This window comes from Micromonospora sp. CNZ297, from assembly GCF_007827625.1.
Genome location: NZ_VISU01000011.1, coordinates 152,231 through 165,569, shown reverse-complemented (window position 1 = coordinate 165,569; position 13,339 = coordinate 152,231). Strand labels below are relative to the sequence as shown.

The following is a 13,339-nucleotide window of genomic DNA, read 5'->3' as shown; positions in this document are numbered from 1 at the left end:
GCGTGGCTGGCAGGGGCAGCGATGACCGCGCTGGCGGTGGACGTGGCGTCCAAGAGCGCGGCCGCGGCGTGGCTGCCGGGCCGCAGCGTCGATCTGTTCGCCGGGTTGGCGCTGCGGCTGACCCGCAACCCGGGCGCGGCGTTCTCGGTCGGTACCGGTATCACTCCGGTCTTCACCGTCGTCACGGTGGCCGTCATCGCGGGCATCGCCTGGTATGGGCGCAGAGTTACCCACCGTGGGTGGGCGGTGGCGCTCGGCCTGGTGGCAGGCGGAGCGGCCGGGAATCTGGTCGACCGGCTGTTCCGGTCTCCGGGTCTGGGCCGAGGACATGTGGTCGATTTCCTGTACCTGGACTGGTGGCCGACGTTCAACCTGGCCGACACCTTCCTGATCTGCGGCGTTGCGGTCGCGGTGTGGCTAAGCCTGCGCAACGTGCCCGTCACTGTCCGGGCAGCCGACGACATCCAGGGCTCGAGGATCGCCGGGGGGAGCGGTGAGCGCTGAGATCGAAATGACCGTCAGCGGACGGGGCGCCGCCGCCCGTATCGGGATCGCCCTGGCCGTCGCCGCCCCGGCGGTGGTTGTGCGGCTGGCCGGCGTGCAATTGGCGCCGGTGGCGGCAATGGTGGTGTTCGGCGCGGCGGTGCTGGCCGCGGTGGCGCTGCTGATGTGGGCGTCGGAGGCCGCCCGGGTGGACATCTCCGGCAGCCTCGCGCTGGCCATCCTGGCGCTGGTGGCGATCCTGCCCGAGTACGCGGTGGACATCTTCTTCGCCTACACCGCCGGCCACGACCCCGCCTACGCCGCCTACGCCACGGCGAACATGACCGGGGCGAACCGGCTGCTGATCGGGGTGGCGTGGCCGCTGCTGGTCGCCTTCGCGATCTTCGCGGTGCGCCGCCGCCGGGTGCGCGGCGAGCGCGACAGGGTCACCTTGGCGCCGCATCGGCGCACCGAGATCGTGTTCCTCGCCGCCGCCACCGTCTACGCCCTGGTCATTCCGCTGACCGGCCGGCTGGCCTGGTACGACACCCTGGTGCTCGGTGGCCTGTTCGCCGCCTACCTGTGGCGCATCCGCGGCAACGAGGAAGGCGTGGAGGAACTCGCCGGTGTCGCGGCCACCGTCGCGGCGCAGCCTGCCGCCCGCCGCCGTGGCCTGGTCGCCGCGCTGTTCGTCGCCGCCGGCGCGATCATCCTCGCCGCGGCGGAGCCGTTCGGTGACTCGCTGGTCGCCGCCGGCGCCGATTTGGGCATCGACGAGTTCCTGCTGGTGCAGTGGCTGGCCCCGATCGCCTCCGAAGCGCCGGAGGTCATCGTCGCGATCACGTTCGCGCTGCGCGGCCGGGCCGACGACGGCATGGGCGCCCTGCTGGCCGCCAAGCTCAACCAGTGGACCCTCCTGATCGCCTGCCTTCCCATCGCGTATTACCTGGGTGGCGGCGAGTTCGCCGGGCTTCCGCTGGACGCCCGGCAGACCGAGGAGCTGGTGCTCACCACCGCCCAGACCCTGCTCGGCGTGGCCGTGCTGGCCGACCTGCGGCTGACCCGCGGTGAGGCGCTGCTGTTGTTCGGCCTGTTCGCCGTGCAGTTCGTGCTGCCCGCACCCAACATCCGCTACGTGATCGCCGCCGTCTACACCGTGCTGGCCGTCGCGCTGCTGATCCGGCAGCGCCGGCACGTCCCCGCCCTCATCAAATCCCTGTAACCCCAGTTCAGAGAGGACCCGTGACCATGACTGCCACCCCTCGACCCGGCAGCGCCCCTGCCGCCGTCGCACGACGAGCAGGTGCCCGATGAGCGACGCGTGCGGCTGCGGCGACGACAAGCCCACCGGCGCAGGCGAAGCCGAGGAGCGGGAACCGGAACGGCTGTGGGACGTCTCCGAGATCCGCGCGGCCGCCGTAGCCGGGGTCCTGCTGCTGGCCGGCTACGGCGCCGGGTGGACCGGCGCGCCGCGGCCGGTGGAGATCGGCCTGCAGGCCCTGGCTCTCGCCGTCGGCGCGTGGACGTTCGTGCCGTCCACGCTGCGCCGCCTGGCCAAGGGCAAGATCGGCGTCGGCACGCTGATGACCATCGCCGCCGTCGGCGCCGTCATCCTCGGTGAGGTCGGCGAAGCCGCCATGCTGGCGTTCCTGTACTCCATCAGCGAAGGGCTGGAGGAGTACTCGCTGGCCCGCACCCGCCGCGGTCTGCGCGCCCTGCTCGCCCTCGTGCCCGCCCAGGCCACCGTCCGTCGCGACAGCATCGAACAGGCCATCTCCCCGGCCGAGCTGCGCGTCGGCGACCTGATGATCGTGCGGCCCGGCGAGCGCATCGCCACCGACGGCATCATCCGCACCGGCCGCAGCGCCCTCGACGTCTCCGCCATCACCGGCGAATCCGTACCGGTCGAAGCCACCACCGGCAGCGACGTGTACGCCGGGTCCATCAACGGCACCGGCGTGCTCGAGGTCGAGGTCACCACCACCGCCGAGGACAACTCCCTCGCCAAGATCGTGCGGATCGTCGAGGCCGAACAGGCCCGCAAGGGCGCCAGCCAGCGCCTCGCTGACCGCATCGCCAAACCCCTCGTTCCCGGGGTGATGATCGCCGCCGCGCTCATCGCGGTCGTCGGAAGCCTGCTCGGTGACCCCGCCACCTGGATCGAACGGGCCCTCGTCGTGCTCGTCGCCGCGTCGCCGTGCGCGCTGGCGATCTCCGTGCCGGTCACCGTGGTCGCCGCCGTCGGCGCGGCCAGCAAACTCGGCGTACTGGTCAAGGGCGGCGCCGCCCTCGAAGCGCTCGGCGCCGTGCGGGGTGTGGCGTTGGACAAGACCGGCACGCTGACCCGCAACCGGCCGACGGTCATCGACGTCGCCGCCACCGGTGCCGCCACCCGCGAGCAGGTCCTCGACCTGGCCGCCGCGTTGGAGGCCCGCAGCGAACATCCCCTCGCCCGGGCGATCCTCGCCGCCGTCGACACCCCCCGACCGGCCACCGACGTCGAAGCCATCACCGGCGCCGGCCTCACCGGCGTCGTCGACGGCCGGACCGTCCGGCTCGGCCGACCCGGCTGGCTAAACCCGGGAGAGCTCGCCGACACCATCACCGGCATGCAGCAGGCCGGCGCCACCGCCGTCCTCGTCGAGGACGGCGGCCGACTGATCGGCGCGATCGCCGTGCGCGACGAGCTTCGACCGGAAGCCGTCGAGGTGATTGACCGGCTACGCCGCAGCGGCTACCACGTCTCCATGCTCACCGGCGACAACCACGCCACCGCCACCGCCCTCGCGGAACAGGCCGGCATCACCGAGGTGCACGCCGACCTGCGCCCAGAAGACAAGGCCCGCATCGTGGCGCAACTCCGCGATCAGCGGCCCACGGCGATGGTCGGTGACGGTGTCAATGACGCGCCCGCCCTGGCCACCGCCGACCTCGGCGTCGCGATGGGCGCCATGGGCACCGACGTGGCCATCGAAACGGCCGATGTCGCGCTCATGGGCGAGGACCTGCGCCACCTGCCCCAGGCCCTCGACCACGCCCGCCGGGCACGGTCGATCATGCTGCAGAACGTCGGCCTGTCCCTCGCCGTCGTCGTCGGCCTGATGCCCTTGGCCCTGCTCGGGGTGCTCGGCTTGGCCGCCGTCGTCCTCGTGCACGAGATCGCCGAGGTGATCATCATCGCCAACGGTGTCCGCGCCGGCCGCGCCCGCCCGCTCCCACCCCTCACCACCACCACCGACGCCGACACCACCCCAGCCCCTGAGACGGTGAGCGTCGGATGACCGGCCGGGAGGAGGCGCTGCGCCGACGGGGGCAGCGCCTCGCCTGGCTCATCGTCGTCTGGGACATCATCGAAGGAGCCATCGCCGTCACCGCCGGCCTGGCCGCCGGCTCCATCGCACTCCTCGGCTTCGGCATCGACTCGGTCATCGAGGTCTTCGCCGCCGCCGTCGTCATCTGGCAGCTACGCGCCGGACCCCGCGCCCGACAACGACCGGCGCTGCAGCTGATCGCCGTCAGCTTCCTCGCCCTGGCCGGATACGTCACCTACAAGTCCATCTCTGACCTGATCGGAGCCGAACGCCCCGACACGTCGCTGGTCGGCATCGGACTCAACGTCGTCGCCCTCGCCGTCATGATCCCCGTCGCGGTCGCCCAGCGCCGCGCCGTCCTACCGGGACGCGCGGCCGCAGAGGGGCGCCGTCCGTGCCTTCCGTCGCAAACGCGACGGAAGGCACGGACGTCGGGGAAGCAGGAGCTGGGCGGTCGGACGGTTCCGAGCAGCGCCATGTGTTGGTTGCCGCTCCCGGTAGGTCCGCCAAGGCTCAGGACCGGCTGGTTCAGCGGACGTGGACGAAGACCGGGTTCGAGTAGAACCACAGGTCTTCCCACGGGCTCTCGAGCCCGTCGGCGAGCGGCTCGGCCTCGTCGGTGTTGGTGCCGCGGACGCGGGCGTACATGTCACCGTCCACGTTGCGCAGCGTGTGCTTGACGACGTAGTCGTTGCCCTGCTTGCGCCAGTCGCGGGGACCGAACCGGGCCACGACCTTGGTGGTGGGGTTGGTGTCGGCGTCGAGGTTGGCGGACGGGCCGGTGATCTGCCCGACGATCAGGTCGACCCGCCGGACCTCGGGCCGGTCGCCGTTGTGGTTCTGGCCGTTAAGCGGCCGGAACTTGATCTCGATCTCGACGTCGGTGCGGTCGCGGCGGGTCACGGTGACGGTCTCACCCATCGCCGCGTCCTTGCCCTGGCTCCTCGCGGTGAGGTCGAGGCTGGTGATCAGGTCGCCGGTGGTGACCCAGATCCGGCCGTTACGCAGGCCGTCCATGATGTCGCCGTAGTCCTGCCGCGCCAGCACGTACGTCTTGCTGTACTCGCCCGGCCAGAAGTCGGAACCACCGCGGGTCCAGTGCACGTGCGAGTCCGACGTCGCGGTGATCCACCAGCGCCGCCCTTCACCGAGCAGCGAGTCCCACAGCCCACCAACCCGAGCGGTCATCTGATCGTAGCCGCCGTGGGTCGGGTGGTTGCCGTAGCCGCCCCGGGCGCCGCCGTTGAGCGGGCCCGCCTGGTGGCCGGGAGCGCCCTCGAAGCCGACATAGATGTCCGGCGCGGCGTTGTTGCCGTTGCGGAACTCGTGCGGCGTGTCCTGCCCCCACACGCCCCAACCGGGAGCCGACCGGGAAGCGTGGTGCGCGATGACCAACGGCTTCTGCCGCAGGGTCTTGGCGTATTTAAGAAACTCGACCATCTTGGCCTCGGTGTCCCCGCCCGGGACGGCGGGGAACGGGTCGCGTTTGGCGAACTTGCTCTCCAGGTCGAAGAGCATCTGCGCCTCGTCGTCGTGGCGTGGGATCATCAGGGTGTGGTGGTCCATCGCCGGGGCGTCGAACTCCATGCCCCAGAACTGCAGCACGTCGGGCACGAGCTTGCGGGACAGCAACAGGTCGGGGTAGGCCTGTTCCAGGTTGACCTTCGAGTGGGTCGGCCCGCCGTGGTCGGTGACCATCGCCCAGGTCAGGCCGAAGTTCTTCGCCATGATCGCGTTGGTGACGATCGGGTACACCGCGTCGGCGCCCTTGTGGAACGTCGGCGGGTTCGTCGAGGTGTCGAACTCGCCGCTGTACTCCGAGTGGATGTGGTGGTCGCCGGCCCGCCACACCCGGTTACGGGACTCCCCGCCCTTGTCGCGCTTGTCGTCCTCGCGGTCGTCGTTGGCCCAGGCCGCACCGCCACCCACCAGCGGGCTCGCCGCCGCCAGGGTCGCCCCGACACCGGCGTACTTCACCAATTGACGGCGCGAAAGCTGCGAACGCTCGGCGCCTTCGAGATCCTTGTCCTTCAAGACGGAACCTCTCCTCGTCCAGCTATTTGCCGTGTCAGTCAAGGAGCCTTGAAGAAGCCGATGAACGATGACTGCCTGGGACGCGGGCAGGGGGCTAACAGCGAGGCCCGACCTGATAAAGGCAGCCTGTGTGACGCGCAGCTGCCGCTGTTCGTATGACTCCTCGCCGTGACGTATCAGGCCGGGCTACGGGTGCTGGTGCTCCTGCCTGCCGTCCGTTGCGGCAGGGATCAGATGAGCGTTGTCCAGTAGTCCCAGAAGCGGGCCAGGATCGCAGCCAGGATCAGCGCGTACCAGGCCGTGAGGATGAGACTGTGGTAGCCGGCAGCGGCGATCCCGGCCGCCCGCACAGGCCCCGGGAGCGGGCCGGAGAAGTCGTGCAGGTTGCGCAGGGTGGTGTAGAGGAAGATCGGAATGGTGACGGCCCAGACGAGCATGCAGTAGGGGCACAGGGCGCCGATGACGTAGAGGCTCTGGTAGATGAGCCAGTGCACGAAGACCACGCCGAAGGTGGCGCCGGCGTGCAGGCCGAGCCAGAACCAGCGGGGCAGGCATGCGCCGGCGAGCAGGGCGACGCCGATGGTGGTGACGGCGGTGAAGCCGGCGATGCCGATCAGTGGGTTCGGGATGCCGAACGCCTCGGCCTGGGGTGTGGTCATGACCGAGCCGCAGGACAGGATCGGGTTGATGCTGCAGCTGGGCACGTAGCCGGGCCGGGCGAGCAGGTTGATCTTTTCGACGGTGAGGATGGTTGCGGCCAGCATGCCGATGCCGCCGCCAACGGCGCAGATCCACGCCGTGGCCCGAGCGAGGAACCGCCCGCGCGAGGAGTCCTGCTCGCTTCGCCGTTCGACGGTGGCGGTGCTCATTCGGCCAGGGCGGCGTCGATGGCCGCGACGAGGTCGTCCTGCGTGCGCAGGTCGGTCAGCTGGCGGCCATTGAGGAAGAACGTCGGGGTGCCCTGCACGCCAACGGCTTCGCCGTCGGTCTTGTCCTTGGCCACCCGGGCGGCGGTGGCGGGGTCGTCGAGGTCGCGCTGGAACCGCTGCATGTCCAGTCCGAGGGTGCGGGCGTAGCCGAGGAACAGATCGGTTTGCGGCTGCTCCTTGTGTCCCCAGCGGGTCTGGTTGTCGAACAGCTGCGTGTACATGTCGTGGAAGCGGCCCTGGTTCGCGGCGGCCTGCGCGGTGCGGGCGGCCAGTTCGGCGTTGGGGTGGCTGGGGATCGGGAAGTACCGGACCACGAAGGTGATGCGGTCGGAGTAGGTGGCCAGGACCTGCTTGACCGCCGGGTAGGCGGCGGCGCAGGACTCGCACTCGAAGTCGAGGAACTCCACCAGGGTCACCTTGCCGTCGGCGGCGGTGGACAGCCGGTGGCTGTCCTCGCGCACCAGCAAAGCCGGGTCGATGGCGCCGGCGGCCGTGGTAGCGGCGCGCGGCTCGTCGGTGCGGTTGACGGCCAGCAACCCGCTGACCACAAGCACCACTGCCGCGATCAGCGCCAAGGTCAGGCGGGTGTTCTTGGTCATTCCACGTCCTTGTTCATCAGCCAACGACATGACGTCCCACGGTCTGGTGGGACATCGCGCGGACCATACGGGGGGCGCTGTACCGACTTGCTGTCAGCTTCCTGGGAACGGCCCACATGACTACCCAGGGGGCCGTTCACCGGTTAGTACAGCGAAGAGTGTACTGTCGTGCCCGTGGAGACATTGACGTACGGGCAGGTGCTGGCCCGGTTCGGCCACGCCCTGTCGGATCCGACCCGGGCTCGGCTGCTGCTGGCGCTGCGCGACGGGCCCGGCTATCCGGCGGAGCTGGCCGAGCTGCTGGGCACGACCCGGCAAAACCTGTCGAACCATCTCACCTGTCTGCGAGGGTGCGGCCTGGTGGTGACGGTGCCGCAGGGCCGGCGCACCCGATACGAACTGGCCGACGCGCGGCTGGCGCACGCCCTGGGTGACCTGCTCGGCCTGGTCCTGGCGGTGGACCCCGCGGCGTGCCCAGACACCGACGACAAGGGGTGCTGCTGATGAGCCTGCCGTTGATCCAGGCGCCGGCCGAGCCGTCCCCGGCCCGGCGGGCCGTGCTCGCCCGGCGGGTCAGGCTGCTGGTCGCCGCGACCATCACCTACAACCTGATCGAGGCGGTCGTGGCGATCAGCGCCGGCACGATCGCCTCGTCGACCGCCCTGGTCGGCTTCGGTCTCGACTCGATCATCGAGGTGTCGTCGGCGGCGGCGGTCGCGTGGCAGTTCGCCGGCCGCGACCCCGAGGCGCGGGAGAAGACCGCGCTGCGGATCATCGCCGTGTCGTTCTTCGCCCTGGCCGCCTACGTCACCGTCGAGTCGGCCCGTGCCCTGCTCGGCGGCGCCGACGCCGAGCACTCCCCGGTCGGCATCGTCCTCGCCGTGGTGTCGCTGGCGGTCATGCCGGGTCTGTCGTACGCGCAGCGCCGCGCCGGTCGGGAACTCGGCTCCCGCTCGGCGGTCGCCGACTCCAAGCAGACCCTGCTGTGCACCTACCTATCCGCGGTCCTGCTGGTGGGCCTCGGCCTCAACAGCCTGTTCGGCTGGTCCTGGGCCGACCCGATCGCCGCACTGGTCATCGCCGCCGTCGCCGTCAAGGAAGGCCGCGAGGCGTGGCGCGGCGACGCCTGCTGCACCGTGCCCCTGACCACCCCATCAGCCGCCGGCCCCGACACGGATGGGTGCGGATGCCGGCCTGGTTGTACCTGCTGCCCGTCAGACGCCGCGTGATGTTCCAGAAGATGCCGGCGACCGTCCGCGCGGTCTTCGACGCCGAACTCGCCACCGCCCGCCACACGTCCGACCCTGCGGCGGCGTGGCGGGCGGCCGAGCGGGCCCACATCCTGTCCCAGCCGTGGCCCTGGCCACACACCGTCGTGCACGCCGTCATGCTGCGGCGCGCCCTGCGCGAGCGCGACGTCATCGAGGCGGTAGGGCAGGTAATCCGCCTGGCGGTTGCGGGCCCGGGCTCAGCTACCGGCCGCTACCCGCAGGGGAACACCGGCCGGGCGCGGGTGCCGCTGACCCAGCCGATGCCCGTGCCGGAGGAACTCGCCGTGCTGCTGGCCGGCAGCCGGTAGGCCGGTCCGCGGCGCCTGCGCGGGTCGCCGGGCCGCGGCCACGGCGAGCTGGACGGGAGGACGGCGGCCGGGTCCTTCTGGTAGTGGCGTCCGAACCATCTGGCGTGCGTACACGAACCGCGATCCGGCGCGGGTTGATGTTGGCCGTTCTCGCCGTGCCGCTGGCGCCAGCCAGTCCCTGCGCCGCGCATGCCGCCCTGGTCGCCACGTCGCCCGTGCGCGACGAGGTCATCGGGTACGCGCCGCGGGAGGTGGTGCTGGCCTTCAGCGAACCGGGGTTTCCGGTCGCCGGGCGCGTGCAGGTCCTCGGCCCGGACGGCAAGATGATCAACAACGGTGAGCCGGTGCTCGACGGCGCGACGATGCGGATCCCGGTGCGGGTGCCGGACAAGCCGCTGGGCACCTACCTGGTGAGCTACCGGGTGGCCTCCGCCGACAGCCACCCGATCGCGGGCAGCTTCGCCTACTCGGCAGGAGCGCCATCGGCGACAGCGCCGCAGGGTGCCGGCGGCGCCGACCGGCCCGGGCGGGTGCTCGTGCCGGCGGCCAAGTACGCCAGCTACCTGGGCCTGGTCCTGGCGGTCGGACCGGTGTTGCTGGTGGCCACGATGTGGCCCCGGCGGCTGTCCCGCCGCGGGGCGACCGTCATGGCGTTCACCAGGGGCTGGTCGCCGCGGCCCCGGCCGGCACCTGGGTGGGACAGGCCGCGGACATGGTCGGGGCGAGGATCGGCGAGCTGACGGTCGGGGACCTGGAGGCGGTCGGCGCCAGCGGTGGTCGGGGCGGTGCTCGCCGCGCGGCTGGCGCTGCTCGGCGCCGCGGCGACGCTGCTACCGGCCGTCCTGCGCGGCGCCGCGGGCCGCTGGCACACCGCCGGGCTGGCGCTGGTGGGACTGGCCGCGCTGGCCACCTGGCCCTTGGCGGGCCACCCGGTGGCCTCGCCCCTGCGGCCGGTGAGCGTCGCGGTGGGCACCGCCCATCTCGCCGGGGTGACCATCTGGCTTGGCAGTCTGTTCACCCTGGCCGTGTTCCTGCCGCGCCGCACCCACGAGCGGGTTCTCGCGCGGATCCTGCCGGCCTGGTCACGGTGGGCGACCCTCGCGGTCTGCTGGCTCGTCGCCGCCGGCGTCGCCCAGGCCGCGCTCGAACTGGGCCGCCCTCGGCGCTGCTCGACACCGCGTACGGGCGGCCGCTTTGCGGCAAGGCCGCACGGCTGGCCGGGGTCCTCGCTGTCGCCGCCGGGCAGCGGCGGAGGGTGCGCCGCCGCGCCGCGGCGACCCGCCCCCGCCGGCTCGCCGGGGCCGCTGGCTCGAACTCGCGGCCACGGCGGTGGTCCTCGCGCTCACCGCGGTGCTGGTGCAGACGACCTCACCAGGACGGGTCGCCGGCACCGACGCCGCCCGGGTTGCGCGCAACAGCGTCGCGCAGACCCTCACCACCGGCCTCTACATGCTGTGGTTCGATGTCTACCCCGGCGGGCGGATGTGGCCAACAGCCTGCACATCTACGTCTACACCCCGCAGGCCAGGGCCCTGCCCGTCGCGGAATGGGCCATCAGCCTCGCTCTGCCCGCCGCCGGCGTCGAGCCGATCACGGTGCCGGTCGACACGCCGGAACCCCACCACGCCAGCGCCGAGGTTCGCTTCCCCGCCGCGGGTGAGTGGACGCTGAAGGTCACCGCGCGCGCCAGCGACGTCGACCAGACCACCGTCACCGTCACCGTCCGCCGCCACCTGACCGGCGTCCCCCATCGGTGCGTGAGCCCGTTTTCCACCAATAGTTCTCGTTTGCACCATCTAGCGTGCGGGTATGGGTGGCGAGGCAGCAGCGGGTGGCACGGCATCCGCCGGCAGGGTGTACGGCACGCGGCGCAGGTCGGCGCAGCGGGTCGCGGCGACAATCGCGCTGGCGCTGGCAGGGGTGGCAGCGTTGACCGGCGCGGGCATAGTCGGTGCCGCACTGAGGGGATCCTCCGCCTCATCCCCACCTCCCCAGCCACCGCCGGCCGTCGCGCCCGCGACCATCACGCCGCATGCGCCCCATGCCTCATCCGAGCCAAGCGCCGCGGCGGAGCACAGAGGCCTGGCCCGATCGGCGCCGACCCGCATCACCATCGACCGCGTCGGCGTGCGGGCGGACATCCTCGCCCTCGGCGTCAACGGGGACGGCACCGTGCAGGTGCCGCCGCTGGAGCAGGCGATGGATGCCGGTTGGTACAAGTTGGGCGCCAGTCCCGGAGAGGTCGGCAACGCCGTCATCATGGGTCACGTCGACTCGGCGAAGATCGGTCCGGCAGTGTTCTTCCGCCTCGGTGAGCTCCTGCCCGGCGACATGATCCAGGTGGTCCGGGTTGACCGGACCGAGGTGACCTTCCGGGTCGACGGGGTGAAGTCGTATCCTAAGGACGCCTTCCCCACCGATCTGGTGTACGGCCCGTCGGACACGGCGAGCCTGCGGGTGATCACCTGCGGCGGGACCTTCGACGAGCAGAAACGCAGCTACACCGACAATGTCATCGTCTTCGCCACCCTGGTCTCGTCGCGGCAGGCCTGAGGTGATGGCGGATACCAAGGTGGACCGCACCCGTCGGCCCAGTTCCATCGTTTCGAACGCTCATGGCAGGCGGAGTGGTCGCTGCGGGCGTGGCCCGGTACCGCTGGATCGCGCGCCGCGGGTACGGCAAAGGACCGGCCCACCGGGTGGCGGACCGGTCCTGTAGGCCCGGATCAGCCGCCGGAGAGGGACGGCGCCGGTGCGGGTGATCCGCCGGCTACGGCGCCCGGGTTGGCCGGGCTGACCTGCGCCGGCTGGAGCCCGGCCGGTACGGGCAGGGCGCTGCCCTTGACGAAGTCGTCCCAGCTGACGTTCCAGGCCGTCCACCCGTTGCCCGGCTGCAGCTGCACCTCGGTGCCCTTGAACGTGACCAGGTCACCGACCTGGGTGATGCCCATCAGCCAGTCCGCGGCGGCCGCTGAGACGTTGGTGCAACCGTGCGAGACGTTGGTGTAGCCCTGGTCGCCCTCCGACCACGGCGCCCCGTGGATGAACTCGCCGCCCCAGGTGAGCCGCTGGGCGTCCTCGACGTCGACCACGTAGCCGCCGTTCGGCTCGCCGCGGGTGTCGAACGTCGTCTGCTGGTGCTTCTCCATGATCACCATTTTGCCGCTGGAGGTCGGCGTGCTCGGCTTGCCGAGGCTGACCGGGATCTTGCGGATCAGCTTCCCGTCCTGGTAGACCGACATCTTCTTGGTGGCGTTGTCGACATCCAACGCCACCTGCCGGCCGATCTTGGAGGTGGCGGTCCGGTCCGCATCGCCGATCCGGTCCTTGCCGATCGGCAGGCCCTGCAGCCCGGCCCGGACGCTGATCGTTGTGCCGGGCCGCCAGAAATCGGGCGCCCGGTAATAGACCTGACTGCCGTCCTCCAGCCACGACCAGGCCCCCGGCTGCGGCGGATCCGTCTTCACGAACAACCGGCGCTGCACATCCGGTCTGGCCTCTTTGGCAATGGGCGGGTCGAACGCGACGGTTACCGGCATCGCCGTGCCGTACGTCTGGTTTCCGGCGAAATACAACGTGCTGGTGACCGCCGGTTTTGACGATTTCGGCATCGTGGTGAAGGTGGTTTTCCGGGTAGTGCTCTTCCCGGCGTCGCCGGTGGCGGCGACCTCGGCGGTGTAGGTGCGCATCGGCTGCAACGGGGCGCTCGGCACCCACGCCGACCCGTCCTCACGCGGCTCCACCTTGACCTGTATCCCCCTGTCGTCGGTGATCCGCACAGCCGTGATCCGCCCGCCCTTGACGGCGGTACCCACCTCGACGGTGATGGGCAGATCCCGCGTCTGGTCGGCGGGTGTCACGGTCAACTCCGGCGCCCGCCCGTCCGCGGGTCGTGCGCCGGGCGTGCGGTCGGCGGTGCACCCCGCCAGGACCAGTGGCGTGGCCACGATGGTCGCGGCCATCAGCGTCAATCGCCGCCTCAACTGCATACTGCGTCCCCCCGTTCATGGCTTCCCTTCGCCACATTCTCGCCGCGCCGCACCGATGTGAGCGCAATTTCGGCTGATTCGGGAACCAGTTACGGGAGGCATTTCCGGCCGAATGGCAGGCGGTGGGTGGGTCGCGCAGATCTGCGCCTTTCCGGGTCAGCCGTCGCGGATGGGGCGCGGGTTCCATTCCGGCGGGACGCTGCGCCGTTGCAGGCGGGTCGGCAACTCGTTGCGGGTGGTGCCGTCGGGCCCGACTTCGAGATCCCGGTCTCCGCGCACCCCTCTGGCGGTCCGCGCGGCGTGACCGCGTGTCAGACCGCGGCCCGGGCCGTTGCGGTAGGTCCCCGCACATGGCGCGCCCGCCCCGCGCCAACATCGGCACCCTGGTCTCCTTTCGGCAGACCTGAGGTGGTGG

General features: G+C 71.3%; 13 protein-coding genes. 8 read left to right on the top strand and 5 right to left on the bottom strand.

What is annotated here, in order from left to right; translation table 11 throughout:
• Window positions 1-21: 21 nt before the first annotated feature.
• The 3 genes from FB454_RS20485 (at window position 22) to FB454_RS20475 (ending at window position 3,764) form a co-directional block, all read left to right on the top strand.
• Window positions 22-504 (top strand): signal peptidase II, encoded by a 483-nt coding sequence (locus tag FB454_RS20485; RefSeq protein ID WP_135241032.1) that lies wholly within the window; start codon window positions 22-24, stop codon window positions 502-504.
• Window positions 494-1,705 carry a sodium:proton exchanger gene (locus FB454_RS20480; protein WP_091331294.1) on the top strand — a complete coding sequence of 404 codons (1,212 nt, stop codon included), beginning with the start codon at window positions 494-496 and terminating at the stop codon, window positions 1,703-1,705. Before FB454_RS20485 ends, FB454_RS20480 begins: the two co-directional genes overlap by 11 nt.
• Before the next feature lie 88 nt (window positions 1,706-1,793).
• Entirely contained in the window at window positions 1,794-3,764 is a 1,971-nt protein-coding gene (locus tag FB454_RS20475) for a heavy metal translocating P-type ATPase (RefSeq protein WP_123111741.1), read from the top strand.
• A 558-nt stretch (window positions 3,765-4,322) separates the two neighbouring features.
• Here FB454_RS20475 and FB454_RS20465 read toward each other — a convergent pair.
• The 3 genes from FB454_RS20465 to FB454_RS20455 all read right to left on the bottom strand — a co-directional run bounded on the left by FB454_RS20465 (window position 4,323) and on the right by FB454_RS20455 (window position 7,356).
• Window positions 4,323-5,828: a CehA/McbA family metallohydrolase domain-containing protein gene (locus FB454_RS20465; protein WP_030271593.1), complete on the bottom strand. Its 1,506-nt coding sequence runs from the start codon at window positions 5,826-5,828 to the stop codon at window positions 4,323-4,325.
• Between the two features lie 230 nt (window positions 5,829-6,058).
• The gene (locus FB454_RS20460; protein WP_030271592.1) at window positions 6,059-6,697 is read right to left on the bottom strand and encodes a vitamin K epoxide reductase family protein; all 639 of its coding nucleotides are present in this window, start codon (window positions 6,695-6,697) and stop codon (window positions 6,059-6,061) included.
• Window positions 6,694-7,356, bottom strand: coding sequence for a DsbA family protein (locus FB454_RS20455; protein WP_030271590.1), 663 nt, complete (start codon window positions 7,354-7,356; stop codon window positions 6,694-6,696). The genes FB454_RS20460 and FB454_RS20455 overlap by 4 nt, the downstream gene beginning before the upstream one ends.
• Window positions 7,357-7,524: 168 nt before the next feature.
• Here FB454_RS20455 and FB454_RS20450 point away from each other — a divergent pair, with 168 nt between their 5' ends.
• The 4 genes from FB454_RS20450 (at window position 7,525) to FB454_RS20435 (ending at window position 9,675) form a co-directional block, all read left to right on the top strand.
• A complete protein-coding gene (locus tag FB454_RS20450) occupies window positions 7,525-7,860 on the top strand; it encodes an ArsR/SmtB family transcription factor (protein WP_030271588.1) in 336 nt (111 codons plus the stop codon).
• Window positions 7,860-8,585 (top strand): cation efflux transmembrane domain-containing protein, encoded by a 726-nt coding sequence (locus FB454_RS20445; protein ID WP_030271586.1) that lies wholly within the window; start codon window positions 7,860-7,862, stop codon window positions 8,583-8,585. The genes FB454_RS20450 and FB454_RS20445 overlap by 1 nt, the downstream gene beginning before the upstream one ends.
• Entirely contained in the window at window positions 8,585-8,935 is a 351-nt protein-coding gene (locus tag FB454_RS20440) for a DUF3703 domain-containing protein (RefSeq protein ID WP_198039662.1), read from the top strand. Before FB454_RS20445 ends, FB454_RS20440 begins: the two co-directional genes overlap by 1 nt.
• A gap of 104 nt (window positions 8,936-9,039) precedes the next feature.
• Window positions 9,040-9,675, top strand: coding sequence for a copper resistance CopC family protein (locus FB454_RS20435; protein WP_135241033.1), 636 nt, complete (start codon window positions 9,040-9,042; stop codon window positions 9,673-9,675).
• Between the two features lie 770 nt (window positions 9,676-10,445).
• Here the strand turns inward: FB454_RS20435 and FB454_RS20430 are convergent.
• Complete coding sequence (locus FB454_RS20430) at window positions 10,446-10,655, bottom strand: hypothetical protein (RefSeq protein WP_052166179.1); 210 nt, start codon at window positions 10,653-10,655, stop codon at window positions 10,446-10,448.
• Window positions 10,656-10,744: 89 nt separating this feature from the next.
• Between FB454_RS20430 and FB454_RS20425 the strand changes: the two genes are divergently transcribed.
• On the top strand, window positions 10,745-11,488 hold the full coding sequence (locus FB454_RS20425) for a class F sortase (RefSeq protein ID WP_082171190.1): 744 nt from the start codon (window positions 10,745-10,747) through the stop codon (window positions 11,486-11,488).
• A gap of 173 nt (window positions 11,489-11,661) precedes the next feature.
• Here FB454_RS20425 and FB454_RS20420 read toward each other — a convergent pair whose 3' ends face one another.
• Window positions 11,662-12,924 carry a L,D-transpeptidase gene (locus tag FB454_RS20420; protein ID WP_030271581.1) on the bottom strand — a complete coding sequence of 421 codons (1,263 nt, stop codon included), beginning with the start codon at window positions 12,922-12,924 and terminating at the stop codon, window positions 11,662-11,664.
• Between the last annotated feature and the right edge of the window lie 415 nt (window positions 12,925-13,339).